Origin of the sequence: Enterobacter cloacae complex sp. SHL020, from assembly GCF_049236945.1 — a bacterium.
Taxonomy (GTDB): domain Bacteria; phylum Pseudomonadota; class Gammaproteobacteria; order Enterobacterales; family Enterobacteriaceae; genus Enterobacter; species Enterobacter dykesii.
This window is the reverse complement of sequence record NZ_JBMKJF010000003.1, coordinates 59,142-83,509: the sequence shown is the minus strand read 5'-3', so window position 1 is coordinate 83,509 and position 24,368 is coordinate 59,142. Positions and strand designations below refer to the sequence as shown.

General features: G+C 55.9%; 24 protein-coding genes. 8 read left to right on the top strand and 16 right to left on the bottom strand.

Going from position 1 to position 24,368, the window contains the following annotated elements; all coding sequences use genetic code 11:
- Window positions 1–21 precede the first annotated feature (21 nt).
- Window positions 22–813, bottom strand: coding sequence for a DUF2950 family protein (locus tag ACOTZB_RS09300; RefSeq protein ID WP_421627199.1), 792 nt, complete (start codon window positions 811–813; stop codon window positions 22–24).
- A gap of 10 nt (window positions 814–823) precedes the next feature.
- Window positions 824–2,380 (bottom strand): DUF3300 domain-containing protein, encoded by a 1,557-nt coding sequence (locus ACOTZB_RS09295; RefSeq protein WP_421626969.1) that lies wholly within the window; start codon window positions 2,378–2,380, stop codon window positions 824–826.
- 399 nt (window positions 2,381–2,779) lie between these two features.
- On the opposite strand from ACOTZB_RS09295, the gene acnB reads away from it, so the two are divergent.
- Together acnB and yacL are read left to right on the top strand one after the other, a co-directional pair.
- Window positions 2,780–5,377 (top strand): bifunctional aconitate hydratase 2/2-methylisocitrate dehydratase, encoded by a 2,598-nt coding sequence (gene acnB, locus ACOTZB_RS09290; protein ID WP_421626968.1) that lies wholly within the window; start codon window positions 2,780–2,782, stop codon window positions 5,375–5,377.
- 190 nt (window positions 5,378–5,567) lie between these two features.
- Window positions 5,568–5,930, top strand: coding sequence for a protein YacL (gene yacL, locus ACOTZB_RS09285; protein WP_337279749.1), 363 nt, complete (start codon window positions 5,568–5,570; stop codon window positions 5,928–5,930).
- A gap of 31 nt (window positions 5,931–5,961) precedes the next feature.
- On the opposite strand, the gene speD is transcribed toward yacL, so the two are convergent.
- From speD to ACOTZB_RS09270, 3 genes are all read right to left on the bottom strand, one after another.
- A complete protein-coding gene (speD, locus tag ACOTZB_RS09280; protein ID WP_032649781.1) occupies window positions 5,962–6,756 on the bottom strand; it encodes an adenosylmethionine decarboxylase in 795 nt (264 codons plus the stop codon).
- Entirely contained in the window at window positions 6,757–7,626 is an 870-nt protein-coding gene (speE, locus tag ACOTZB_RS09275) for a polyamine aminopropyltransferase (RefSeq protein WP_023310424.1), read from the bottom strand.
- Window positions 7,627–7,739: 113 nt separating this feature from the next.
- Window positions 7,740–8,087: a YacC family pilotin-like protein gene (locus ACOTZB_RS09270; RefSeq protein WP_014882582.1), complete on the bottom strand. Its 348-nt coding sequence runs from the start codon at window positions 8,085–8,087 to the stop codon at window positions 7,740–7,742.
- Between the two features lie 145 nt (window positions 8,088–8,232).
- Between ACOTZB_RS09270 and cueO the strand changes: the two genes are divergently transcribed.
- Window positions 8,233–9,801 carry a multicopper oxidase CueO gene (gene cueO, locus ACOTZB_RS09265; protein WP_421626967.1) on the top strand — a complete coding sequence of 523 codons (1,569 nt, stop codon included), beginning with the start codon at window positions 8,233–8,235 and terminating at the stop codon, window positions 9,799–9,801.
- A gap of 106 nt (window positions 9,802–9,907) precedes the next feature.
- Here the strand turns inward: cueO and ACOTZB_RS09260 are convergent, their stop codons facing one another.
- On the bottom strand, window positions 9,908–12,298 hold the full coding sequence (locus ACOTZB_RS09260; protein WP_047060113.1) for a glucose/quinate/shikimate family membrane-bound PQQ-dependent dehydrogenase: 2,391 nt from the start codon (window positions 12,296–12,298) through the stop codon (window positions 9,908–9,910).
- 208 nt (window positions 12,299–12,506) lie between these two features.
- On the opposite strand from ACOTZB_RS09260, the gene hpt reads away from it, so the two are divergent.
- On the top strand, window positions 12,507–13,043 hold the full coding sequence (gene hpt, locus ACOTZB_RS09255) for a hypoxanthine phosphoribosyltransferase (protein ID WP_008501948.1): 537 nt from the start codon (window positions 12,507–12,509) through the stop codon (window positions 13,041–13,043).
- Window positions 13,044–13,103: 60 nt separating this feature from the next.
- Here the strand turns inward: hpt and can are convergent, their stop codons facing one another.
- On the bottom strand, window positions 13,104–13,766 hold the full coding sequence (gene can, locus ACOTZB_RS09250) for a carbonate dehydratase (RefSeq protein ID WP_008501947.1): 663 nt from the start codon (window positions 13,764–13,766) through the stop codon (window positions 13,104–13,106).
- Window positions 13,767–13,873: 107 nt separating this feature from the next.
- Between can and ACOTZB_RS09245 the strand changes: the two genes are divergently transcribed.
- The 4 genes from ACOTZB_RS09245 to ACOTZB_RS09230 all read left to right on the top strand — a co-directional run bounded on the left by ACOTZB_RS09245 (window position 13,874) and on the right by ACOTZB_RS09230 (window position 17,422).
- Entirely contained in the window at window positions 13,874–14,800 is a 927-nt protein-coding gene (locus ACOTZB_RS09245; RefSeq protein ID WP_003856300.1) for an ABC transporter ATP-binding protein, read from the top strand.
- On the top strand, window positions 14,797–15,567 hold the full coding sequence (locus ACOTZB_RS09240) for an ABC transporter permease (protein WP_023310428.1): 771 nt from the start codon (window positions 14,797–14,799) through the stop codon (window positions 15,565–15,567). The genes ACOTZB_RS09245 and ACOTZB_RS09240 overlap by 4 nt, the downstream gene beginning before the upstream one ends.
- Window positions 15,568–15,671: 104 nt before the next feature.
- Window positions 15,672–16,112, top strand: coding sequence for a PTS sugar transporter subunit IIA (locus ACOTZB_RS09235; RefSeq protein ID WP_421626966.1), 441 nt, complete (start codon window positions 15,672–15,674; stop codon window positions 16,110–16,112).
- A 62-nt stretch (window positions 16,113–16,174) separates the two neighbouring features.
- A complete protein-coding gene (locus tag ACOTZB_RS09230; protein WP_047651503.1) occupies window positions 16,175–17,422 on the top strand; it encodes a polysaccharide deacetylase family protein in 1,248 nt (415 codons plus the stop codon).
- Between the two features lie 3 nt (window positions 17,423–17,425).
- Here the strand turns inward: ACOTZB_RS09230 and panD are convergent, their stop codons facing one another.
- From panD to thpR, 9 genes are all read right to left on the bottom strand, one after another.
- Window positions 17,426–17,806, bottom strand: coding sequence for an aspartate 1-decarboxylase (panD, locus tag ACOTZB_RS09225; protein ID WP_006810068.1), 381 nt, complete (start codon window positions 17,804–17,806; stop codon window positions 17,426–17,428).
- 33 nt (window positions 17,807–17,839) lie between these two features.
- Complete coding sequence (gene panC, locus ACOTZB_RS09220; protein WP_111964013.1) at window positions 17,840–18,691, bottom strand: pantoate--beta-alanine ligase; 852 nt, start codon at window positions 18,689–18,691, stop codon at window positions 17,840–17,842.
- An 11-nt stretch (window positions 18,692–18,702) separates the two neighbouring features.
- Complete coding sequence (gene panB, locus ACOTZB_RS09215) at window positions 18,703–19,494, bottom strand: 3-methyl-2-oxobutanoate hydroxymethyltransferase (RefSeq protein WP_014882600.1); 792 nt, start codon at window positions 19,492–19,494, stop codon at window positions 18,703–18,705.
- A 123-nt stretch (window positions 19,495–19,617) separates the two neighbouring features.
- Window positions 19,618–20,097 (bottom strand): 2-amino-4-hydroxy-6-hydroxymethyldihydropteridine diphosphokinase, encoded by a 480-nt coding sequence (gene folK / locus ACOTZB_RS09210; protein WP_421626965.1) that lies wholly within the window; start codon window positions 20,095–20,097, stop codon window positions 19,618–19,620.
- A complete protein-coding gene (gene pcnB, locus ACOTZB_RS09205) occupies window positions 20,094–21,491 on the bottom strand; it encodes a polynucleotide adenylyltransferase PcnB (RefSeq protein ID WP_421627198.1) in 1,398 nt (465 codons plus the stop codon). The genes folK and pcnB overlap by 4 nt, the downstream gene beginning before the upstream one ends.
- A 42-nt stretch (window positions 21,492–21,533) precedes the next feature.
- On the bottom strand, window positions 21,534–22,424 hold the full coding sequence (gene gluQRS, locus ACOTZB_RS09200) for a tRNA glutamyl-Q(34) synthetase GluQRS (protein WP_421626964.1): 891 nt from the start codon (window positions 22,422–22,424) through the stop codon (window positions 21,534–21,536).
- Between the two features lie 59 nt (window positions 22,425–22,483).
- Window positions 22,484–22,939 (bottom strand): RNA polymerase-binding protein DksA, encoded by a 456-nt coding sequence (gene dksA, locus ACOTZB_RS09195; protein WP_001155232.1) that lies wholly within the window; start codon window positions 22,937–22,939, stop codon window positions 22,484–22,486.
- A 176-nt stretch (window positions 22,940–23,115) separates the two neighbouring features.
- Window positions 23,116–23,820, bottom strand: coding sequence for a DNA/RNA nuclease SfsA (gene sfsA / locus ACOTZB_RS09190; RefSeq protein WP_047646650.1), 705 nt, complete (start codon window positions 23,818–23,820; stop codon window positions 23,116–23,118).
- On the bottom strand, window positions 23,810–24,364 hold the full coding sequence (gene thpR / locus ACOTZB_RS09185) for an RNA 2',3'-cyclic phosphodiesterase (RefSeq protein WP_421626963.1): 555 nt from the start codon (window positions 24,362–24,364) through the stop codon (window positions 23,810–23,812). The genes sfsA and thpR overlap by 11 nt, the downstream gene beginning before the upstream one ends.
- Window positions 24,365–24,368: the final 4 nt, after the last annotated feature.

Sequence of the window (24,368 nt, the reverse complement as noted above, 5' to 3'; positions counted from 1 at the left end):
CGCTTTTTTTATGCGCTGCGTTCAGGGGGCCACAGGCTGCCAGGTTTTATCAGGGCTATAGGCGGCTAGCGCCCGGGCTTTCTGCTCTGAATCACTGCCGAGATCGGACTGGTACACCTTGTCGTCCTGGTTTATCACAAAGCTCATTACGCCCGTCTGACCGTAGCTAACCGGCCAGGCCACCATCGCGAAACCGTTACTCTCCGGCAGGATGCGGAAGCGATAGCCGTGATAGCCGGTACCTGGCTCTTTCGGGCTAAATGCCGGGCCGAGCGGGCTGGGCGCTTCGCCGGGCGAGGCGGGCCAGTACAAACCGTCTTTTTTGCCTTTCGAGCTGACAATCTTCTGCGCGTATTTCTGGTTCATCGCAAAATAGCTTTGCTGAGCATCAACATAGGCATGTAAGGCTTCAATGGCGGCGAGCTCGTTACGCCCGATTTCGCGGGTCAGGATCTCTTCTGCCCCTTCTTTGATGTCGAACTGCCAGCCTGCAGAGGTTTTGATCACCGGGATGGGAAGCTGCCAGCCGCTGTCTCCGACAACCAGATGCGCCGTATCTCCTTCGACAACCGTGGTATGACGGACGTTCCAGTCGCGCAGGAAGCGATCGACGGCATCCGGATCAACGCCCTCAGGGGGCAGAAAATCGCGCCAGTTCTCTCCAAGCAGGTTGGTCATCGCGCTCTCATTTTGCTCACTGATGGCTTTGGTCAGCGCATCGGTTGCCTGAGCGGGGGTGCTAAAGGACTGCTGCGCCATCACCGGGGCCGAAAGCATAAATAACACCATTCCGCTGAGTAGTTTACGTTTCATGTCGGTTCCCTTAGCGATGTCGAATTTCACGGCGTTCAGCGCGTCCACCAGACGCCTGACGTGGCTGCTGCTGGCGCGCAGCGAGCTGTCTGCTTTGCGCACCGCGCTGCTGCTGCGCCTGCCAGTTCGCCGAGCGGCTGTCGTTACCGCTCAGCGCATTGGCCCGCGGCTGGCTGTTTCGCTGCTGCAGAGTGCGTTGCTGCGCGGGCTGTGAAGCCCGTTTCTCTTGTCTCTGCCCGGTGGTCTGGCGGTTTTCTCGCTGCTGCGCGGTGCTCCGCTTCGTCGTCTGCGGTTTGGTGTCGTAGCCGCGATAGTTATTGCGCTGCGAAATCTGCTTCAGCTGTTCGCCTGAGGCCTGACGCTGCACGTCTTTCGTTCCGGAGCGCGCCGTTTGCGGGAAGGTTTTACCCGTGGACTTCTCCATCTGGCTTAGCGCTGCCTGGCGCTGGCTATCGCGGTTAACCGGTTTTTGCTGCGTTGAACTTAGCCCTGCGGCCGCGTTGGTGGAGTGGAAGCGAGTGTTGAGCTGGTTAGTCGGATAGGGCACGCCTTCCCGATAGGCCGGGTTGTGCTGCCAGGTACGGTTAGCGTCCGTCAGGCGCTGTCCGCTGATTTTATTGAAGTTCTCGACGTTGATATTGATGTTGTTATCACCGTTGCGGTTATAGCCGCCATGATTATCCCAGTCGTCATGGTGATGATCCCAGTCATCGTCGTCATCCCAGTCGATGTTGCTGAAGATGGCATAGGTAGTGGCAACACCCAGGCTGAAGCCTAAACCGTTTACGAAGCTGCTGCCAAACTGCTCCCCGGGTGTAGGCGGGAGATAGGTGGGAGGATAGGCGGTGTTTGGCCAGGTCCCGTAAACCGTATTGGGGTTATAGGTGGGGACGTAAACAACCTGCGGATCGGCAGATTCAATTTTGATTACCGTTGGGGCGGGCGCGACCGTCGTTGTTGTCGTTGCCTCAGTGGCGCTGGTTTTCGCTGGCGCCGGTTTTGTCACGGTGGTGACCGTCTGCTGAGGGGTGGATTGTAGAGCGCCGGTCTTCTGCGCCAGCGCGCGCAGGCGCTGAACGGAATCCATCACGTCTTTCGGCTGCGCGAGAAACGCATCACCCAGATTTTGTACCCACGGCGGGTTTTCACCCATCAGGGACATAAGCTGAGGAAACGCGACCAGCGATTTTACGCTGGGATCCCAGGGCTGGCTGGCAACGGCCTGAATCGCGGCGTCCCCTTCCATTTTAGGGTTGTCTTTGGACCACTGCGCCGCCTGGATCACGTTGGCCGGATAGGTCGACGCCATTAAAATTTGCGACAGCAGGGCATCCGGGTAGAGCGCGATGGGAGCAACCCACTGATCGATTTGCGCGGCAGTGTAGGCTGGCGCGACAACAGGTGCGGGCTGGGCTGCGGCAGGCGCAGGTGCAGCCGGTTGTTGTGCGACGGGGGCCGGCGCGGCGGGCTCCGTGGCGCGGCCTTTGACAAACATGACGCCCGAGGCGGCAAACAGCCCGGCACTGCACACAAGGACGAGCAGATGTGGCTTAAAGGGCAACTTCATAAAATGACTCCAACGAGACAAGCGCTGTGCCGTGAGGCGTTACGGTTGGCGTGAGTATTATTCACCCGTCTTTTACAGTTTTGACTTTTATTGGGAAGCGTCCGGGACGTCCGGATAAAGAGTGTGAGTATTTATTACACAATTATATCTGATGAAGAAAAAACTGAAGCGTCACGGTGCAGAAGATACCGCAAAAAGATGCCCTGAATCCCCGCTACACCATGCTTAACGATTCAGCAAATTTTTTAATGTTGCTTTTTTGTAAACGGATTAACACTGTGCAGAAATCCTGCTATGCTGCCCGACGCGGTATCGGGCATTTACCCTACAAACTGCTGTCTCACAGGAGCGTGAAGAGAACGCCCGCCGCATATGACAATGAGAGCGAGGAGAACCGTCGTGCTAGAAGAATACCGTAAGCACGTAGCAGAACGTGCCGCCGAGGGAATTGTACCCAAACCTTTAGATGCAACCCAAATGGCCGCGCTCGTCGAGCTGCTGAAGAACCCGCCTAAGGGCGAAGAAGAATTCCTGTTAGATCTGCTGATCAACCGCGTACCGCCTGGCGTAGATGAAGCTGCCTACGTAAAAGCCGGATTCCTTGCTGCTATCGCCAAAGGCGAAGCCACCTCCCCACTGGTTACTCCTGAAAAAGCCATTGAACTGCTCGGCACCATGCAGGGTGGTTACAACATTCATCCGCTGATTGACGCGCTGGATAACGACAAGCTGGCACCAATTGCCGCTAAAGCGCTCTCTTCCACGCTGCTGATGTTCGATAACTTCTACGACGTAGAAGAAAAAGCCAAAGCAGGCAACGTCTATGCGAAGCAGGTGATGCAGTCCTGGGCCGATGCCGAATGGTTCCTGAACCGTCCTGCTCTGGCTGAAAAAATCACCGTTACCGTCTTTAAAGTGACCGGTGAAACCAACACCGATGACCTCTCTCCGGCACCGGACGCGTGGTCTCGCCCGGATATCCCTCTGCACGCTCTGGCGATGCTGAAAAACGCCCGTGAAGGCATTGAGCCGGATCAGCCGGGCAGCGTTGGCCCGATCAAACAGATCGAAGCTCTGCAGAAAAAAGGGTTCCCGCTGGCCTATGTGGGTGACGTTGTGGGTACCGGTTCTTCCCGTAAGTCCGCAACCAACTCCGTGCTGTGGTTCATGGGCGACGACATTCCGCACGTGCCAAACAAGCGCGGCGGCGGCCTGTGCCTCGGCGGCAAAATTGCGCCAATCTTCTTCAACACCATGGAAGATGCGGGCGCACTGCCGATCGAAGTGGACGTTTCTAACCTGAATATGGGCGACGTGATCGACGTTTACCCGTACAAAGGCGAAGTGCGCAACCACGAGACCAACGAGCTGCTGGCAAGCTTCGAGCTGAAAACCGACGTGCTGATCGACGAAGTGCGTGCCGGTGGTCGTATCCCGCTGATCATTGGTCGTGGTCTGACTACCAAAGCGCGTGAAGCGCTGGGTCTGCCGCACAGTGATGTATTCCGTCACGCGAAAGACGTTGCTGAAAGCAATCGCGGTTATTCTCTGGCACAGAAAATGGTGGGCCGCGCGTGCGGCGTAGCCGGTGTTCGTCCTGGCGCGTACTGCGAGCCTAAGATGACCTCCGTGGGCTCTCAGGACACCACTGGCCCAATGACCCGTGACGAACTGAAAGACCTGGCGTGCCTGGGCTTCTCTTCTGACCTGGTGATGCAGTCCTTCTGCCACACGGCGGCCTATCCGAAGCCGGTTGACGTGACCACGCACCACACGCTGCCAGACTTCATCATGAACCGCGGCGGCGTTTCCCTGCGTCCGGGCGACGGCGTCATCCACTCCTGGCTGAACCGCATGCTGCTGCCGGATACCGTGGGTACCGGCGGTGACTCCCATACCCGTTTCCCAATCGGTATCTCTTTCCCGGCGGGCTCCGGTCTGGTGGCGTTTGCTGCTGCGACTGGCGTGATGCCGCTGGATATGCCGGAATCGGTGCTGGTGCGCTTCAAAGGTAAAATGCAGCCGGGTATCACCCTGCGCGACCTGGTTCATGCCATCCCGCTGTATGCGATTAAACAGGGCCTGCTGACCGTTGAGAAGAAAGGTAAGAAAAACATCTTCTCTGGCCGTATCCTGGAAATTGAAGGGCTGCCGGATCTGAAAGTGGAGCAGGCGTTCGAGCTGACCGATGCTTCCGCCGAGCGTTCTGCGGCGGGCTGTACCATCAAGCTGAACAAAGAGCCGATTATCGAGTATCTGACCTCCAACATCGTGCTGCTGAAGTGGATGATTGCAGAAGGCTACGGCGACCGTCGTACGCTGGAGCGTCGTATCCAGGGCATGGAAAAATGGCTGGCCGATCCGCAACTGCTGGAAGCCGATGCTGACGCAGAGTACGCGGCGGTGATCGACATCGATCTGGCGGATATCAAAGAGCCAATCCTGTGTGCACCGAACGATCCGGACGACGCGCGTCCGCTGTCTGAGGTTCAGGGCGAGAAGATCGACGAAGTGTTCATCGGATCCTGTATGACCAACATCGGTCACTTCCGTGCTGCCGGTAAGCTGCTGGATACCCACAAAGGCCAGCTGCCAACCCGTCTGTGGGTGGCGCCGCCAACCCGTATGGACGCGGCTCAGCTGACCGAAGAGGGCTACTACAGCGTGTTTGGTAAGAGCGGTGCGCGTATCGAAATCCCTGGCTGTTCCCTGTGTATGGGCAACCAGGCGCGCGTAGCTGACGGTGCGACGGTGGTTTCCACCTCTACCCGTAACTTCCCGAACCGTTTAGGTACCGGTGCGAACGTCTTCCTGGCCTCTGCGGAGCTGGCGGCGGTTGCGGCGCTGATTGGCAAACTGCCAACGCCGGAAGAGTACCAGACCTTTGTGGCTCAGGTGGATAAGACCGCGGTGGATACCTATCGCTATCTGAACTTCGACCAGCTCTCTCAGTACACCGAGAAGGCCGACGGGGTTATCTTCCAGACGGCGGTATAAACAGCAAAACCGTCTCCATGAGACGGTTTTTTGTGTTTGCACCCTCTCCCACGGGAGAGGGACGGGGTGAGGGCATCAGGCCGCAGGGTCTTGCTCTCACCTTTTTATTTTCATTCCTCCCACCTCTCCCGCTTTTTTTCTTCCTCGCTGCTGCGATAATTACCTTAATGGCTTTGCAGAGGAAAACACTATGGATTACGAATTTCTGCGCGACATCACCGGAGTGGTGAAAGTGCATATGTCGATGGGCCACGAAGCCGTTGGACACTGGTTTAACGAAGAGGTGAAAGAAAATCTCGCACTTCTTGATGAGGTTGAACAGGCGGCAAATACGGTGAAAGGCAGTGAACGATCCTGGCAGCGCGCCGGGCATGAATATACGCTGTGGATGGACGGTGAAGAGGTCATGGTGCGTGCCAACCAGCTCGAGTTTTCAGGTGACGAGATGGAAGAGGGGATGAGCTACTACGACGAAGAAAGCCTGTCGATGTGCGGCGTAGAGGATTTCCTTCAGGTCGTGAACGCCTACCGTGACTTCATGAAACAGAAATAACAGCCCGGAGCATCCCTGCTCCGGCTTGCTCTTACACGGCCGGAATATTGCGGCCGTAGTAAATCTCGCGCATCTCTTTCCAGAGCAGGTCAGTAATCGCCTTACGCTCTTCTTCGCTCAAATCTTCCGGCTTCGTGTGGAACATGTAGTGCTTAAGGTCAAATTCCTTAAGTAACATCTTGGTATGGAAGATGTTTTCCTGATACACGTTCACGTCCATCATGTCGTACAGCGATTTCATGTCTTCGGACATAAAGTTCTGGATGGAGTTGATCTCGTGGTCGATGAAATGCTTCATGCCGTTGATATCACGGGTAAAACCGCGCACGCGATAGTCAATGGTGACGATGTCCGATTCCAGCTGGTGGATTAAATAGTTCAGCGCGTTCAGCGGGGAAATCACGCCGCAGGTCGACACTTCGATATCGGCACGGAACGTGCACAGCCCGCCTTCCGGGTGACTCTCCGGGTAGGTGTGCACGCAGATATGGCTTTTATCCAGGTGGGCCACGACCACTTCCGGCAGCGGGCCCGGATGTTCAGTTTTGTCGATAAGCTTCGGGTCGACCGGCTCTTCGCTGACCAGAATGGTCACGCTGGCGCCCTGAGGTTCATAATCCTGTCGGGCGATGTTCAGGATGTTTGCGCCGATAATGGAACAGGTTTCTGACAGGATCTCGGTCAGACGGTTGGCGTTGTAGAGTTCGTCGATATAGGCGATGTACCCATCGCGTTCTTCCGCTGTTTTGGCATAGCAGATATCGTAAATACAAAAACTCAGGCTTTTCGTCAGGTTGTTAAAGCCATGCAGTTTAAGCTTTTTCAATTAGCTCACCCCCTTAGTGGATAATGCGTCTTGCAGGTACTGCGGCAGAGCAAACGCTGCGGTATGGATAGCCGGATTGTAGTATCGGCACTGAAGACCGGCCTGATGGAAGCGGGCCTGAATAATTTCGGTGGAGAGATGGCGTAATACGTCGTTATCCGTTGCCCAGGCAAAGGTCATGATCCCGCCGTAGTACGTCGGAATGGCCGCCTGATAGAAGCTGACATCATCGAAATAGGTGCTGAGCTTACGATGGCTGTCGAGCGCTTCATCCTGCTGCAGGAAGCAGACGCCATTTTGTGCGACGAAGATCCCGCCCGGGTTCAGGCAGCGCTTGCAGCCTTCGTAGAAGGAGGAGGTAAACAGCGACGCGCCGGGGCCGATTGGGTCGGTGCAGTCGGAGATGATCACGTCAAAGGTCTGCGAGGTCTGGTTAACAAAGTTAACGCCGTCGTCAATCACCAGGCTAAAGCGCGGATCGTCATAGCTACCGGCATTGTGGTTGGGCAGATACTGGCGGCAGAAAGAGACGACGCCCGCATCGATTTCCACCATGGTGATGGTTTCGATGGAACGATGGCGGGAAACTTCACGCAGCATTGCACCGTCGCCACCGCCGATAATCAGGACATGCTTCGCGTGACCGTGCGCCAGCAGCGGGACGTGGGTCATCATCTCATGATAGATAAACTCGTCGCGCTCGGTGGTTTGCACAACACCGTCCAGCGCCATGACGCGGCCAAAGGCGGCATTCTCGAAGATGATCAGATCCTGGTGATCGGTTTTCTCATGATAGAGCACGTTATCAACGGCAAAGTACTGACCAAACTGGTCATGCAGTGTTTCATGCCACAACGTGTGGTCGGCCATAGCGAACTCCTCCTGTATTAACATCCGTTATGCTCACAAAAAATGAGCGAAACATGATAGCTAACTCTAACCGTGGTTGCACGGTCAGAGGTTCAACAGGGGCGTCGGGAAGGTTATTTCACGTAGGCGAGCAGGCTGAGCGAATCGCGAGCTAGCGCTTTGCATTTTTTGGCAGTGGGAATACCAATACCGCTTAAGTCACGGTAGCTGTCTTCACCGAGCGCCTTCATGTCGAAGCTGTCGTAGTTGCTGAGATCCCACTGGTTCTGCTGGGCAAAAAAGACCAGCGCGCGGCGAATTTGCCCGTTGGGTAAATTCTGGTAGCCACAATCATTTTTCAGGAATACAAAAACCGCCGTTAAATCGGCCATATCTTCCGCTTCATTTTCACTTAGCGCATAGCTGTTCGCACACATTGCCATCAGGCTTCCGAACAAAATTGTCCTGAAAAACGTCTTCATTGCTTCTACCACTTCTTCACGGAAAATTAACGTTAGCATACTTGATGCCAGTGCGACGATCTTTATTATTGCCGCTTGACTTGACCTTCCGGTAAGGGGAGGGTTTATGCTCAAAAGATCGCCTGCTGGAAATAAGGAAATGAACATGCAACGTCGTGATTTTTTAAAATATTCCGCTGTGCTGGGGGCTGCCAGCGCATTACCACTCTGGAGCCGCGCGGTTTTTGCGGCCGACAGACCTGCCTTACCCATCCCTGACTTACTGACCGCTGACGCCCGCAGCCGTATCCAGCTTGTGGTTCAGGCCGGTAAAACAACATTCGGTGCGCACAACGCCACGACGTGGGGCTATAACGGTAATTTGCTCGGTCCGGCGCTTCAGCTACGTAAAGGGAAAGCGGTGACGGTGGATATCCACAACACGCTCGCCGAAGAGACGACGCTGCACTGGCACGGGCTGGAAGTGCCGGGCGAGGTGGACGGCGGGCCGCAGGGCATTATCAAAGCGGGCGGTACGCGCAGCGTCACCTTTACGCCCGAGCAGCGCGCGGCGACCTGCTGGTTCCATCCGCATCAGCATGGCAAAACGGGCCATCAGGTGGCGATGGGGCTGGCGGGGCTGGTGCTGATTGAAGACGACGAGAGCCGCCTGCTGCGCCTGCCGAAACAGTGGGGCATCGACGACGTACCGGTGATTGTGCAGGACAAGAAATTCAACGCTGACGGGCAAATAGACTACCAGCTGGACGTGATGAGCGCGGCGGTAGGCTGGTTTGGCGACACGCTGCTGACCAACGGCGCCATTTACCCTCAGCATGCCGCGCCGAACGGCTGGCTGCGCCTGCGCCTGCTCAACGGCTGTAACGCTCGCTCGCTCAATTTCGCCACTAGCGATAAGCGTCCGCTGTACGTGGTCGCCAGCGATGGCGGCCTGCTGCCGGAGCCGGTGAAGGTAAGTGAGCTGCCGATGCTGATGGGCGAACGCTTTGAGGTGCTGGTGGATATCAGCGACGGCAAGCCGTTTGACCTCGTGACGATGCCGGTGAGCCAGATGGGGATGGCGGTCGCACCGTTTGATAAGCCGCATCCGGTGCTTCGTATTCAGCCGCTGTTAGTGACCGCATCCGGCACGCTGCCTGATACGTTAACCACTCTGCCAGCCCTCCCGTCGCTGGAGGGGCTTACGCAGCGCAAGCTGCAGCTCTCCATGAACCCGATGCTCGATATGATGGGGATGCAGGCGCTGATGGCGAAATATGGCGATAAGGCGATGGCGGGGATGCACCACGGGCAGATGATGGGCCACATGAATATGGACCACGGCAAAATGGGCGGCATGGGGAACATGAATCACGGCGACCATGGCTTTGATTTCCACAACGCCAACATGATCAACGGCAAAGCGTTCGACATGAACACGCCGATGTTTGCTGCGACAAAAGGTCAGCTTGAGCGCTGGGTGATTTCAGGCGAAGGGGACATGATGCTGCATCCGTTCCATATCCACGGCACCCAGTTCCGTATTCTCACAGAGAACGGCAAAGCGCCGGATGCGCATCGCGCGGGCTGGAAAGATACGGTGAGAGTGGAAGGCGGCGTCAGCGAGGTGCTGGTGAAGTTTGACCACGATGCGCCGAAGGAGTTTGCCTATATGGCACACTGCCACCTGCTGGAGCATGAGGATACGGGGATGATGCTCGGCTTTACCGTATAAAAAAAGCCGGGTGGTCGCAGGTGCGGCCTGATGCCCTCACCCTGACCCTCTCCCACAGGGAGAGGGAACAAACACAAAAACGGCAACCGAAGTTGCCGTTTTGCTTTTATTTGCCTTCGTCAGGCAACGCATACGCGACAATATAGTCGCCCATCTTCGTGCCAAACGAACCGTGACCACCCGCAGAGATGACAACGTACTGCTTGCCATTCACTTCATAGGTCATCGGCGTGGCCTGTCCACCAGCCGGCAGACGGCCCTGCCACAGTTTTTCACCGTTGGTCATGTTGTACGCGCGCAGGTAGTTGTCTGCGGTTGCCGCGATGAACAGCACGTTACCGGCGGTGGAAATTGGGCCACCCAGCATCGGCATACCCATATTGAACGGCACCGGAACAGGCATCGGGAACGGCATGCTGTCCTGTGGCGTACCAATACGTTTTTTCCATACGATCTGGTTAGTCTTCAGATCCAGACCGGAGATATAACCCCAGGCAGGCTGTTTACACGGCAGACCAAACGGAGACAGGAACGGGTTCAGCGTTACGCCAAACGGTACGCCGTACTGCGGCTGGATGCCGGCTTCGGTACCGCTGCCTTTCGCATCTTTCGGCTGCTCCATTGGGTTGCCCGGACCGCGCGGGATCAGGCGGGAAACGAACGGCAGCGCCATCGGGTTGGCAATCGCCACCTGACGGTTAGGGTCAACGGAGATCCCGCCCCATTCGAACATCCCCAGGTTACCCGGGAAGACCAGCGTGCCCTGCTCAGACGGCGGCGTGAAGATGCCTTCATAGCGCAGCTGGTGGAACATCACGCGGCACACCAGCTGGTCAAACATGGTGGCACCCCACATGTCTGCACCGCTGAGGTCTTTCTTCGGACGGAAGCTCAGGTCAGAGAACGGCTGGGTTTTGCTGACGTAATCGCCTTTCGCCGCGCCCTGCGGAACCGGTTTTTCCGGTGCAGGCACAACCAGCTTGCCGTTGCTGCGATCCAGCACGAAGATGTTGCCCGTCTTGGCCGGAGCGTAAATCACCGGAACGGTTTTGCCATCTACGGTAATGTCCGCCAGCGTCGGCTGTGACGGCATGTCCATATCCCACAGATCGTGGTGAACGGTCTGGTAGCTCCACGCCAGCTTGCCGGTGGTCGCATTCAGCGCCACGATAGCGCTCGCATAACGCTCCTGCTCCGGCGTGCGGTTACCGCCCCAGATATCTGGCGTGGTCACACCCATTGGCAGATAGACCAGGTCCAGCTTCGCGTCATACGCCGCCGGTGCCCAGGAGTTTGGCGAGTTAAAGGTAAAGGTGTGCTCGTCCGACGGGATCGCGTTTGGATCTTTCGCGCCCGGGTCGAAGGCCCACAGCAGTTTACCGGTGTTCACGTCGAAACCACGGATAACGCCGGAGGTTTCACGCGTGGAGAAGTTATCCGTTACCGAACCGGCAATCACGATGGTTTTATCGGTGATGATTGGCGGTGAGGTTGGCTCATACAGACCCGGCGTGGTGTCCGGCATGTTGGTCTGCAGGTTCAGGATACCTTTGTTGGCAAAGGTTTCACACAGCTTGCCCGTTTCGGCGTTGATGGCGAACAGACGGCCATCGTTCACCGGCAGCATGATGCGGCGAGGACAGTCGGCAATGACTTCCGGGCTCGCATTATCGGCGCGCGCTTCGTGGTAAGAGACGCCACGGCAGGTGACATGCTGGAAGGACGGGTTAGAGTTCAGCTGCGGATCGAAGTGCCATTTCTCTTTACCGGTGGCCGCGTCGAGCGCGAACAGACGCTGGTGCGCCGTACACAGGTAGAGCATATTGCCGACTTTAATCGGCGTCACTTCGTTGGTCAGCTCGCCCGGATCGTTCGGCATCTTCAGGTCACCGGTACGGAATACCCAGGCTTCCTTCAGGTTTTTAACGTTGTCCGCGTTGATCTGCTTCAGCGGGGAGTAACGTTGACCTTCCTGGTTACGACCATATGCAGGCCAGTCGCCGTCAGCGACCTGGGAGATAGCTGCCGCAGGCGTGGATTCTGCGTTCAGCGTACCGTTGATCTCCTGTGGGTCATTAAAACCGGCCCAGGTCAGAATACCACCGGTAATCAGCAGGGCAACAACCAGGCCCGCCACCGCACCGCTGGACGGCACAATCAGGCGACGCCAGACGAACGGCAGGATCAGCCAGATGCCGAAGAAGACCAGGATGTCGCTGCGCGGCGTCAGCGCCCAGAAGTCAAACCCGACTTCCCAGACGCCCCAGATCATGGTGGCAAGAAGGAGTGCGGCATACAGCCACAGTGCAGATTGTTTTCTACGCAACAGCAGGACGGTTACGGCAACCATAACCAGACCCGCAATCGGGTAGTACCAGGAGCCGCCTAACGCGACCAGCCAGACGCCACCGATTAACAGATACAGCGCGCAGAAGGCTGCGAATGCGGCTGTTAATGTCACCAGTAGACGCGGCTGTTTAGAGTTTGTTTCAGCCATAGAAAGTGTACTCATCAGTTTTTGTTAATAATTTGCTAGCAACTAATTATAGGTATTAACAAGTGTGATCGGAATCACAATATTTGCTTTTTATAACTCATACGCCAGGCTTATCCATTTGCTGATATAATGAGTGGCTTGCGTATCAGTGCTGGATATTAACTCATCCGTATTGAGAGATTTTCATTAAAATCATTTGGTTAGTAATATGAAACATACTGTTGAAGTGATGATCCCGGAAGCCGAGATCAAAGCGCGTATCGCCGAACTGGGTCGTCAAATCACCGAACATTACAAGGACAGCGGCAGCGAAATGGTGCTGGTCGGTCTGTTGCGCGGCTCTTTCATGTTCATGGCAGACCTGTGCCGTGAAGTGCATGTGCCCCATGAGGTCGATTTTATGACCGCCTCCAGCTACGGCAGCGGCATGTCCACCACCCGTGATGTGAAAATCCTGAAAGATCTGGATGAAGATATTCGTGGCAAAGATGTGTTGATCGTTGAGGACATCATCGACTCCGGCAACACGCTGTCAAAAGTGCGCGAGATCCTGAGCCTGCGCGAGCCAAAATCTCTGGCGATTTGTACGCTGCTGGACAAACCTGACCGTCGTGAAGTGCAGGTGCCGGTAGAGTTCGTGGGCTTCTCGATTCCTGACGAATTCGTCGTCGGTTACGGCATTGACTACGCGCAGCGCTATCGTCATCTGCCGTATGTTGGGAAAGTGGTACTGCTGGACGAGTAATGGCGGGCTAATGCCTCATCCCGGCCCTCTCCCACAGGGAGAGGGAGAACATCCCCGGCTTTATTTATGGTTTACATGCTTAAGCTGAAGGTTGGCAATCCCCGAACGGTAACGCTGCTCCAGCGTTTCGCGGTTGGTGGCGGTCACTTCCAGATTGCGCAGCAGGCCATCGTGAATACCATACGCCCAGCCGTGGATAGAGACCTTCTGCCCGCGTTTCCACGCTGATTGCATGATCGTTGAGTGGCCCAGGTTATACACCTGCTCCATCACGTTGAGTTCGCAAAGGGTATCCATACGACGCTCCTGCGGCATTTCGCCCAGCAGTGAGCTATGTTTGAACCAGATATCGCGGATGTGCAGTAGCCAGTTATCAATGAGCCCCAGTTCCGTGTTTTCCACCGCCGCCTGCACGCCGCCGCAGCCATAATGGCCGCAAATGATGATGTGCTCGACTTGCAGAACGTCCACGGCATACTGAACAACAGAAAGACAGTTGAGATCGGTGTGAATCACGAGATTGGCGACATTACGGTGAACAAACAGTTCGCCGGGTTCAAGGCCGGTCAGGCGCTCCGCCGGTACGCGGCTGTCGGAACATCCAATCCAGAGAAAGCGTGGGTTCTGAGCCTGCGCGAGTTTTCCAAAAAATCCGGGGTCTTCCTCCACCAGCATTTTTGACCATAGTGCATTGTTGCTGATGAGTGTATCTATGTTGTTCATGGAGGTTAGCGACCTGTAACCGAGTAATTGCGTTGCGCTACTATAGGGTAACCCGACTTTTAATGAAACCACACAACGTGTGTCAGAACTGAAGGTAAGTGAATTTCATGGCAATTGCACTGGAGCTTGAGCAGCTTAAAAAAACCTATCCGGGCGGCGTTCAGGCGCTGCGCGGAATAGATCTTAAAGTAGAGGCCGGTGATTTTTACGCGCTTCTGGGGCCGAACGGGGCGGGGAAATCGACCACCATTGGGATTATCAGCTCGCTGGTCAATAAAACGTCCGGCCGGGTGAGCGTCTTTGGGTACGACCTGCAAAAAGATGTGGTGAACGCCAAGCGCCAGCTGGGGCTGGTACCGCAGGAGTTCAACTTCAACCCGTTCGAGACGGTGCAGCAAATTGTAGTTAACCAGGCGGGCTATTATGGCGTTGAGCGTAAAGAGGCCCTCGAGCGTAGCGAAAAATATCTTAAGCAGCTCGATCTGTGGGAAAAGCGTAACGAACGCGCGCGCATGTTGTCCGGCGGGATGAAGCGCCGCCTGATGATCGCCCGTGCGCTGATGCATGAGCCAAAACTGCTGATCCTCGATGAGCCGACTGCGGGTGTCGATATCGAACTTCGTCGCTCCATGTGGGGCTTCCTGAAAGATCTCAACGATAAAGGCACCACCATTATTCTGACCACCCACTACCTGGAAGAGGCTGAAATGCTGTGCCGCAACATCGGCATCATTCAGCACGGCGAGCTGGTGGAAAACACCTCGATGAAGAATCTGCTCTCCAAGCTGAAATCAGAAACCTTCATTCTCGATCTGGCGGCGAAAAGCGCGCTGCCAAAACTTGAAGGTTACAACTATCGTCTGGTGGATACCTCGACGCTGGAAGTGGAAGTGCTGCGCGAGCAGGGGATTAACAGCGTGTTCTCACAGCTGAGCGCGCAGGGGATTCAGGTTTTAAGCATGCGTAACAAAGCGAACCGACTGGAAGAGCTGTTTGTCTCTCTGGTACATGACAAACAAGGAGACAAGGCATGACGCATCTTTACTGGGTCGCGCTGAAAAGTATCTGGGCGAAAGAGATCAACCGCTTTATGCGTATCTGGGTGCAAACCCTGGTGCCGCCGGTCATCACGATGACGCTCTATTTCATCATCTTCGGTAACCTGATTGGCTCCAGGATTGGTGAGATGCACGGCTTTACCTATATGCAGTTTATTGTGCCCGGCCTGATCATGATGGCGGTGATCACTAACGCTTACGCCAACGTAGCGTCGTCGTTCTTCAGCGCCAAGTTCCAGCGCAATATTGAAGAGCTTCTGGTCGCGCCTGTGCCGACGCACGTCATCATCGCGGGCTACGTCGGCGGCGGAGTGGCACGCGGGCTGTGCGTGGGGATCCTGGTCACGGCGATTTCGCTGTTCTTCGTGCCGTTCCAGGTCCACTCGTGGCTGTTTGTCGCGCTGACGCTGCTCCTGACGGCGATCCTGTTCTCGCTGGCCGGTCTGCTGAACGCCGTGTTCGCCAAAACGTTTGACGATATCAGCCTGATCCCGACCTTCGTGCTGACGCCGCTGACCTATCTCGGCGGGGTGTTCTACTCCCTGACGCTGCTGCCACCGTTCTGGCAGGCGCTGTCGCACCTGAACCCGATTGTCTACATGATCAGCGGCTTCCGCTTTGGTTTCCTCGGCATCACCGATGTGCCGCTGTTTACCACGGTGGCGGTGCTGGTGGTGTTTATCATCGCCTTCTACCTGCTCTGCTGGTCGCTGATTCAGCGTGGACGCGGGCTGCGCAGCTAATCTTTTGCCCGGCGACGCTCTGTTTGCCGGGCACTTTCTTTGACAGTTATCACCGTACGCTAACCTTCACTTCGCTAAACTACTTGCCTGCTAAGGAGGGAGTTATGCTGGGATGGGTTATCACCTGCCACGATGAACAGGCGCAGGACATGCTGGATAAGCTTGAAGCCAGATTTGGCCCGCTGGTGCAATGCCGGGCGGTAAACTACTGGCGCGGGTTGAGCACCAACATGCTTAGCCGCATGATGTGCGATGCCCTGCATGAAACGGACACCGGTGATGGCGTGATTTTTCTTACCGATAAATCGGGCGCGGCGCCTTACCGCGCAGCCGCGTTGCTGAGCCATAAGCACGCGTGCTGTGAAGTGATCTCGGGTATTAACCTCTCCCTGCTGGCGTTAATGTATCCGCAGCGTGGATCCTTAAGCAGCGCTGAGTTTCGCCAGGCCATCGTGGCGCAGGGCGTTCCGGGCGTCAGCAGCTTGTGGCATCAGCAGCAAAAAAATCCTCCTTTCGTCCTGCTCCACGATTTGTATAAGAATTAAACGTGGGTATTGATGTCTCATTTGTTACAATAGCGGCAGTTTTCCGCACCGATTAAGACACCATGCTACCGCGCACTCTTTTCTTGCTATTGATGCTCATTTCCGGCGTCAGCTCAGCCAGTTTACTCAGCCAGCAAACGCTGCCTGCCCAGTACATGCAAACCACCGAAGACGCGGCGATCTGGGCGCAGGTGGGGAACAGCGTGATCAACGTCGGTAACGTGCGCGCCGGGCAAATCCTGGCCGTTGTGCCCGCGGCGGCGGACTACTACGAATTTCGCTTCGGTTTTGGCACGGGGTTTATCGACAAGGGACACCTGGAGCCGGTTCAGGGGAAACAGCGCGTCGAGGACAGCCTCGGGGATCTCAATAAGCCCCTGAGCAATCAGAACCTCATTACCTGGAAAGACACGCCGGTGTATAACGCGCCGTCGAGCGGCAGCGCGCCGTTCGGCACATTAAGCGCCAATCTGCGCTATCCAATACTGAACAAACTGAAAGACCGGCTGAATCAGACCTGGTTCCAGATCCGCATCGGCAATCGTCTGGCGTGGATCAGCAGCCTGGACGCGCAGGAAGATAATGGACTTCCAATTCTGACCTACCATCATATTTTGCGTGATGAAGAAAACACGCGCTTTCGACATACGTCCACAACGACCAGCGTACGTGCGTTCAACAACCAGATGGCCTGGCTACGCGATCAGGGCTATACCACCCTGACGATGTACCAGCTTGAAGGGTACGTGCGTAACAAAATGAACCTGCCAGCAAAATCGGTGGTGATTACCTTTGACGACGGCCTGAAATCGGTCAGCCGCTATGCCTATCCTGTGCTGAAAGAGTACGGCTTCAAGGCTACCGCGTTTATTATCTCTTCCCGCATAAAAGGCCATCCGCAGAAGTGGGATCCTAAATCGCTGCAGTTTATGAGCGTGCAGGAGATTAAGGGGATTCAGGATGTGTTCGATATTCAGTCTCACACCCACTTCCTGCACCGCGTGGATGGGTATAAACACCCGATTTTACTGAGCCGCAGCTATCACGTGATTTTGTTTGATTTTGAACGCTCGCGTCGCGCGCTGGCGCAGTTTAATCCACGCGTGCTCTATCTTTCCTATCCGTTTGGCGGCTACGACAATAAAGCGATAAAGGCGGCGAATGACGCCGGTTTTCATCTGGCGGTGACGACGGTGAAAGGGAAGGTGAAGCCGGGGGATAATCCGTTCTTGCTGAAACGCCTGTACATCTTAAGAACGGATTCGCTGGAGACCATGTCGCGGCTGATCAGCAATCAGCCGCAGGGATAGTGCTTAAGCAACCTGAACCGGAATCGCCTTCGCGGTACGTTTCATGTCGTTGTCGCCTTCAAAGTAGGCAACTTTCGGCTGCCAGCGGCGAGCCTCTTCATCAGACATCATCACGAAGCTGGCGATAATCACAATATCGCCCACGTCCGCGCAGTGCGCTGCCGCGCCGTTAACGGAGATGATTTTAGACCCGCGCTCGGCGGCGATGGCGTAGGTTGAGAAACGTTTGCCGTTGTTAACGTTCCAGATATCAATCGCTTCGTTTTCAAGGATGCCCGCAGCATCAAGGAAATCCTGGTCGATGGCGCAGGAGCCTTCATAGTGCAGGTCGGCCTGGGTGACTTTCACACGGTGAAGCTTACCTTGCAGCATTTTGCGAATCATTACGTTTACCTTTCATCTTCCGGGTAGAGAAACCTACGCCAGTTCAACCACTTTGTTGTCGATTAGGCGGGCCTGACCAAGCCATGCCGCCACCAGAATGACCGCACGTTTGCTGGTCTGTGTTAGCTCCAGAAGCGTGTCGGCATCGCGAATTTGAATATCATCAGCGCGGAAGCCTTTATCGTTCAGCGCCTGCTCAGCCAGAGCAATAATCTCTTCGGCAGTTAACTCTTTTGCCAGCAGCTGTTCTGCCATGGTGTTCATGACCTTGCTTAATCCCGGCGCGATTTTACGCTGGTCCGCGGTCAGGTAGCCATTTCGCGAGCTGAGCGCCAGACCGTCTTTGGCGCGTACAATCGGTACGCCGACAATCTCGATATCGTAGCCCATATCCGCAACCATCTTGCGGATCAGCGCCAGCTGCTGGAAATCTTTCTCACCGAAGCAGGCTACGTCCGGCTGCACCAGGTTGAACAGCTTGCTGACGATGGTCGATACGCCGCGGAAATGACCCGGGCGGCTTGCGCCTTCCAGCATGGTAGAAATGCCCGGTACGTCAACGTAAGTGGCCTCCTCGGTACCCTGAGGATAGACATCCGCCGGTGCCGGAGAGAAGACAATATCCGCATGGCGTTTTTTGAGCTTCTCGCAATCTTCCTGCAGGGTGCGCGGATAGCGTGCCAGATCGTCGGCGCGGTCAAACTGCATTGGGTTAACGAAGATACTGACCACCACGATATCTGCACGGGCTCTTGCTTCGTCAACCAGCTTCATATGGCCGTCATGCAGGTTGCCCATGGTCGGGACCAGTGCGATACGTTTACCTTCCTGACGCGCGCGACGGATATGCTGGCGCAGCAGCGGCAAGGTTTCAATGATTAGCACAACGAGACTCCTTAATGGAAACTGTGTTCTTCACCCGGGTAAACACCGGATTCAACGTCGGCAATATACTGCCTGACCGCAGCGCGCATGTCGCCCGCTTCGGTGAGGAAATTTTTGGCAAACTTCGGAATATGCCCGCCGGTGATGCCAAAGGCGTCGTGCATCACCAGGATCTGACCGTCGGTCACGTTGCCCGCGCCAATACCAATCACCGGAATCGACAGGGCTTCAGTAATACGCTTCGCCAGCTCAACCGGCACGCACTCCAGCACCAGCAGCTGGGCGCCTGCGGCCTCCAGCGCCAGGGCATCATCAAACAGCGTCTGGGCGGCGTCACCGCGGCCCTGCACTTTATATCCACCAAAGATGTTGACGGACTGCGGCGTCAAGCCCAAATGGCCGCACACCGGCACGGCGCGCTCGGTGAGCATCTTCACCGTATCCACCAGCCAGGCGCCGCCTTCAATTTTGACCATGTTAGCGCCAGCACGCATAACCGCTGCCGCGTTTTCGAATGCCTGCTCCGGCGTGGCATAGGCCATAAACGGCAGATCGGAAAGCAGCAGGCAGGCTGGAGCCCCGCGGCGCACCGCACGCGTATGGTAAGCGATATCCTCAACCGTGACCGGCAGGGTGGAATCATGTCCTTGTACCGTCATCCCTAACGAATCTCCGACCAGCATGACGTTGATACCCTCTTCGGCAAAGAGTTTTGCGAAGCTGTAGTCATACGCGGTGATGGTGGCGAAGCGTTTTTTTTCCTGTTTGCATTTCTGCAGTAAGGAGATGGTGGTTGGTTTCATACTGTTTCCTGATAGCCCAAAAGCGAATCTTTGCGCATTCTAACAGTAACATTCGGGGGAACAATGATTTTAGGTAACCGATTAGCCACAATTATTTTGAGGTTAATCGGCAGGGGAACCGGATCACCAGCGGGCGGGTCTTTCCGCGTTGAGGTTGTCCAGAATGGTCCTGAGTGGGATGCCATCCGGGAAGATGAGATCGGGGGCGACTTCAAACAGCGGCCAGAGCATAAACCCGCGATTTTTCATGTCGTAATGCGGAACGGTGAGACGTTCAGTGTTAATGGTCTCGTGACCAAACAGCATAATGTCGAGGTCCAGCGTGCGCGGTCCCCAGCGTTCTTCTTTGCGTACGCGGCCCTGCTGCAGTTCGATGCGCTGGGTGTTATCCAGCAGCGTTTCGGCATCAAGGGCAGTTTCCAGCACCGCGGCGGCATTGAGATAATCAGGCTGATCCTGCGGGCCCAGCGGTGGCGTGCGGTAGAAAGAGGAGACCGCCACAATCCTGCTTTGCGGGATCTCCCCAAGCGCCTGTAGGGCAGCGTTCACCTGCTCCAGCGGAGAGGCTAAATTGCTGCCGATGGCGATATACGCGAGGGTCATGCTGTCCCTTCACGACGCGGCGCGCGTTTGCGCGGGCGACGATGGCGGCGACGCGGTTCCGGCTCTTCATCCAGACCGGTGAGCATATCTTTTTGCTCCGGCGGGGCGGAAACCTGGAATTCGGCCCACCACTGCGCCAGGCGCTGCAGCTCCTGGTTGCGTTCAATTTCAGCACGCAGCGACAGCAGATCGAAGGCGGCGCGGAATTTTGGATGCTCCATCAGCTTCCAGGCGCGTTTGCCCTGACGACGGGACATGCGCAGCTGAAGCTGCCAGATATCGCGCACCAGCGTGGTAATGCGTTTTGGAATAGCGAGCGTACGGCACCCTTCGTCCAGCACGTCGTTTGCGGCCAGCGCGAAGGCGTCATAGTAGGCAAGCCCGCTCTCCTGGGTAATTCTCTGTGCCGTTTCCAGCAGCGGATACCAGAACATTGCCGCAAACAGGAACGCCGGATTCACGCGCATGTCGTTGCGAATACGGGTATCGGTATTCTTCAGCACCTGCGCAATCATTCGCTCCATTGGGCTGTCACCGCTTTCGGTGAAGTAGCGGGTAATGGTCGGGAACAGGGGCTGGAACAGATTGTATTCGCGCAGCAGATTGTAGGTTTCAAAGCCGTGGCCGGCCTGCAGCAGCTTCAGCGCCTCTTCGAACAGGCGGGCAGGCGGCACGTCGTTAATCAACGTCGCCAGGCGCGGAATCGGCTCTGCCGTTTCCGGGCTGATGCGCATATTGAGCTTGGCTGCGAAACGCACGGCGCGCAGCATACGGACGGGATCTTCGCGATAGCGCGTTTCCGGCGTGCCGATCAGACGGATCAGACCTTCTTTCAGGTCCTGCATGCCGCCGACATAATCGCGCACGGTGAAATCCGCCACGCTGTAATAAAGGCTGTTGATGGTGAAGTCGCGACGCTGGGCATCTTCTTCGATGGAGCCGAAGATATTGTCGCGCAGCAGCATGCCGTTCTGGCCGCGCTGTGACGTGGTGCGATCGGATGCGCCTGCTTCGTGGTGGCCGCGGAAGGTCGCCACTTCGATAATTTCCGGCCCAAACATCACGTGAGCCAGACGGAAACGGCGGCCAACGAGACGGCAGTTGCGGAATAGTTTGCGCACCTGCTCAGGCGTGGCGCTGGTCGTCACGTCGAAATCTTTTGGTTTTTTGCCCAGCAGTAAATCACGCACTCCACCGCCCACGAGGTAGGCCTCGTAGCCCGCTTTATTCAGACGATAGAGCACCTTGAGGGCATTTTCACTGATATCTTTGCGGGAAATAGTGTGCTGCTCACGCGGAATAACCGACATGTGTGGCTCTGCAATAGCATCGTTCGCCATGCTCTCTTCGCGGCTTAGCACTTTACGGCAAAAATTAGCGACTCGGGTAAAAATGGTACACCTCGTAGTGTGTTTTGTTATGAAAAAAGCGGCTAATCATAGCTCAGCGCAACGCATTTGAGAATGCTGGATTTTTGGCACTGCCGAGAGCGTCCAGTTGGCAACGGCCATTTTCAGCAGTTCGTCAATACGCAGATCCTGCCATTCGTTGGTTACATTCTGGTTGAGAAATCGCAGCGCGTCGATCAAAACAGGACGCGGATCGCCGTCTGGCAGGGCCGGGGCGTGGTTCTGCTTTGACAATTTAAAGCCCTGCGCATTGACTGCCAGCGGCAGATGAATGTAGTCCGGCGCCGTCCAGCCAAACTGGTGATATAGCGATATTTGTCGCACGGTCGGTTCGACCAGATCCGCCCCGCGCACAATTTCCGTCACGCCCTGAAAACGATCGTCGACGACCACGGCCAGGTTATAGGCGAAAAGGCCGTCACGACGGTGAATAATAAAATCCTCACGTGCCAGACGTTCATCGGCATGAATCTCACCGGAGAGGAGATCGTTAAAGCGCGTCACCGGGGAGCGCTGCTTTATACGTACGGCGGCATTTTCCGGGGGAAGGTTGAGCGTACGACAGTGGCCATCATAAACCCCTCCCACGCTCTGGATACGCGCGCGGGTGCAGGTGCAGTTATAGGAAAGCCCCCGATCGCGAAGCCAGGCCAGACGTTCCCGATAGGCATCGTGACGTTTTGACTGCCAGAGAACCTCGTCATCCCAGTGAAGACCGTAATGTTCCAGCTGACGCAGAATAGTGTTTGCAGCACCGGGAACTTCACGCGGGGGATCAATATCTTCAATGCGGACAAGCCATTTGCCCTGACGGGCGCGAGCCTGCAGGTAGCTGCCGAGCGCGGCAATTAATGAGCCGAAGTGTAATTCACCGGAAGGAGATGGCGCGAAGCGCCCAATATAGTGTGATTCAGACATATCAACAGTAACAAGGCGGGAGAGACTCCCGCCTTTAGAGTGTGTAAACAGCGCTGGTATTAACCGGCCATCTGTTTTTCGCGGATTTCGGCCAGCGTTTTACAGTCGATGCACAGATCGGCGGTTGGACGCGCTTCCAGGCGACGAATGCCAATTTCAACACCGCAGGATTCGCAGTAGCCAAAATCTTCGTCTTCGACTTTTTTCAGCGTTTTCTCGATCTTTTTGATCAGTTTGCGTTCGCGGTCACGGTTACGCAGTTCGAGGCTGAACTCTTCTTCCTGAGCGGCACGGTCTACCGGATCCGGGAAGTTGGCAGCTTCATCCTGCATATGAGTAACGGTGCGATCGACTTCATCCCTGAGTTGATTACGCCATGCTTCAAGAATACGCTTGAAGTGCGACAGCTGGGCTTCGTTCATATACTCTTCGCCCGGCTTCTCTTGATACGGCTCCACCCCAGCGATGGCGAGAATACTCAGGGACGATGTTTTACGGTTTTGCCCTTCTTGCATGTTGCTTCTCCTTAACACGCACTATCGATCCCCGTGTTGGGGGAAAAATCAGGTCGCTATAAATAGCAGATGCTTTTCCGTATGGCAATTATCTAAACGTAACACTTGACAAGCCTGTGAGGAAAAGCGTATTTGCGCACGCGGCCAGAACACTTATTCGACAATCGTCTAATCCCTTATAAGACAATGGGAAGAGAGGATCTCAGAGTCATATTATCGGCAGAAAGTTCCGCTTTATAAGCGAAAACCTCTACCCCCTGCTTTTGTGCCTCATTCAACAATTGCGCGTATTTAGGATCAATATGGCGGGCAGGGGAGAAACGTTCAATGGCTGAATGCAACACCGCAAACAGCAATACGGCGCGTTTGCCCGCCGCCGCAACACTCATTAGCTCTCGCAGATGCTTCTGGCCACGTAGCGTTACCGCATCCGGGAAGTAGCCATTTTCCTGTTCCGCTAACGTCACTGATTTCACTTCAATATAGCACTCAGGCCTGTCTTCCGCCTGTAACATGAAGTCAATTCTGCTGCCTTCATCGCCATATTTCACTTCACTTTTATGCGTGCCATATCCCACCAGTTCGGGAATGGCACCAAGGGTCAGCGCTTCCTTAACAAGCTGATTTGCACGCAGGGTGTTAACGCAAATAAATGCCCCGTTTTGGGTTTCGGTCATTTCCCAGGTATGGGCATATTTGCGTTTACTATTTTCTGATGTGGAATACCAGACCCTGTCACCTGGCGTCGCACACCCCGTCATGGCGCCGGTATTGGGGCAGTGCAGGGTGAGCTGAACCCCTTCGGGGGTGATCACATCGGCGAGGAAGCGTTTGTAGCGTTGGATAAGCGTAGCGTGCTGCAGGGGAGGACTAAACTTCATCGGAATTCCTTTCGGTGTTGCCCAGCGTCCAGCGCTGTAGCGGAGTATAGCGGGTGCGTCCCTGTGCAAAGACGGATTCGTAGAGCGCGAATCCGTTGACCGGAAAGGCCCAGTGAAAACCCGGCGGCGGGATAGCAACGGCCTGGCCGGCATCGCGCAGCAGCGTGATGTGTGGATGAAACGGCTGCGGGCTCTGATAACAGCCGCTGCGCGCCGCCTGGGCACGCAGCATGTTCGCCAGCTGCAATAATCCGCGCGGCGGCTGGCGCGTTCCCAGCCAGACCACGCGCGAACGCAGCCACTGACCCGCGTCGTCGAGTTGCAGCGTAAATTCCGGCTGGGCAATACGCCCGGCCATGGCGGCTAACGCCCGCTGTTTTTCGGTGCTGACGTCGCCCAAAAAGGCCAGCGTCAGGTGCAGGTTGGCCGCCGCGACAGGACGGCCTGCTTCCGGCGGGAAGTTGTCGGCACGCCAGCGAACAATTTGACGTTGTATCGTGGTGGGCAATTCAATGGCAAAAAACAGCCGTTTCGACTCAGGCATACGG

What these genes read in the sequence shown, in the direction of transcription:
- ACOTZB_RS09300 (WP_421627199.1), bottom strand. Translation starts at nt 813, where the DNA reads ATGAAACGTAAACTACTCAGCGGAATGGTGTTATTTATGCTTTCGGCC.
- ACOTZB_RS09295 (WP_421626969.1), bottom strand. Translation starts at nt 2,380, where the DNA reads ATGAAGTTGCCCTTTAAGCCACATCTGCTCGTCCTTGTGTGCAGTGCC.
- yacL (WP_337279749.1), top strand. Translation starts at nt 5,568, where the DNA reads ATGGATTACGAATTTCTGCGCGACATCACCGGAGTGGTGAAAGTGCAT.
- speE (WP_023310424.1), bottom strand. Translation starts at nt 7,626, where the DNA reads ATGGCCGACCACACGTTGTGGCATGAAACACTGCATGACCAGTTTGGT.
- ACOTZB_RS09270 (WP_014882582.1), bottom strand. Translation starts at nt 8,087, where the DNA reads ATGAAGACGTTTTTCAGGACAATTTTGTTCGGAAGCCTGATGGCAATG.
- cueO (WP_421626967.1), top strand. Translation starts at nt 8,233, where the DNA reads ATGCAACGTCGTGATTTTTTAAAATATTCCGCTGTGCTGGGGGCTGCC.
- ACOTZB_RS09260 (WP_047060113.1), bottom strand. Translation starts at nt 12,298, where the DNA reads ATGGCTGAAACAAACTCTAAACAGCCGCGTCTACTGGTGACATTAACA.
- hpt (WP_008501948.1), top strand. Translation starts at nt 12,507, where the DNA reads ATGAAACATACTGTTGAAGTGATGATCCCGGAAGCCGAGATCAAAGCG.
- can (WP_008501947.1), bottom strand. Translation starts at nt 13,766, where the DNA reads ATGAACAACATAGATACACTCATCAGCAACAATGCACTATGGTCAAAA.
- ACOTZB_RS09245 (WP_003856300.1), top strand. Translation starts at nt 13,874, where the DNA reads ATGGCAATTGCACTGGAGCTTGAGCAGCTTAAAAAAACCTATCCGGGC.
- ACOTZB_RS09240 (WP_023310428.1), top strand. Translation starts at nt 14,797, where the DNA reads ATGACGCATCTTTACTGGGTCGCGCTGAAAAGTATCTGGGCGAAAGAG.
- ACOTZB_RS09235 (WP_421626966.1), top strand. Translation starts at nt 15,672, where the DNA reads ATGCTGGGATGGGTTATCACCTGCCACGATGAACAGGCGCAGGACATG.
- ACOTZB_RS09230 (WP_047651503.1), top strand. Translation starts at nt 16,175, where the DNA reads ATGCTACCGCGCACTCTTTTCTTGCTATTGATGCTCATTTCCGGCGTC.
- panD (WP_006810068.1), bottom strand. Translation starts at nt 17,806, where the DNA reads ATGATTCGCAAAATGCTGCAAGGTAAGCTTCACCGTGTGAAAGTCACC.
- panB (WP_014882600.1), bottom strand. Translation starts at nt 19,494, where the DNA reads ATGAAACCAACCACCATCTCCTTACTGCAGAAATGCAAACAGGAAAAA.
- folK (WP_421626965.1), bottom strand. Translation starts at nt 20,097, where the DNA reads ATGACCCTCGCGTATATCGCCATCGGCAGCAATTTAGCCTCTCCGCTG.
- gluQRS (WP_421626964.1), bottom strand. Translation starts at nt 22,424, where the DNA reads ATGTCTGAATCACACTATATTGGGCGCTTCGCGCCATCTCCTTCCGGT.
- dksA (WP_001155232.1), bottom strand. Translation starts at nt 22,939, where the DNA reads ATGCAAGAAGGGCAAAACCGTAAAACATCGTCCCTGAGTATTCTCGCC.
- sfsA (WP_047646650.1), bottom strand. Translation starts at nt 23,820, where the DNA reads ATGAAGTTTAGTCCTCCCCTGCAGCACGCTACGCTTATCCAACGCTAC.
- thpR (WP_421626963.1), bottom strand. Translation starts at nt 24,364, where the DNA reads ATGCCTGAGTCGAAACGGCTGTTTTTTGCCATTGAATTGCCCACCACG.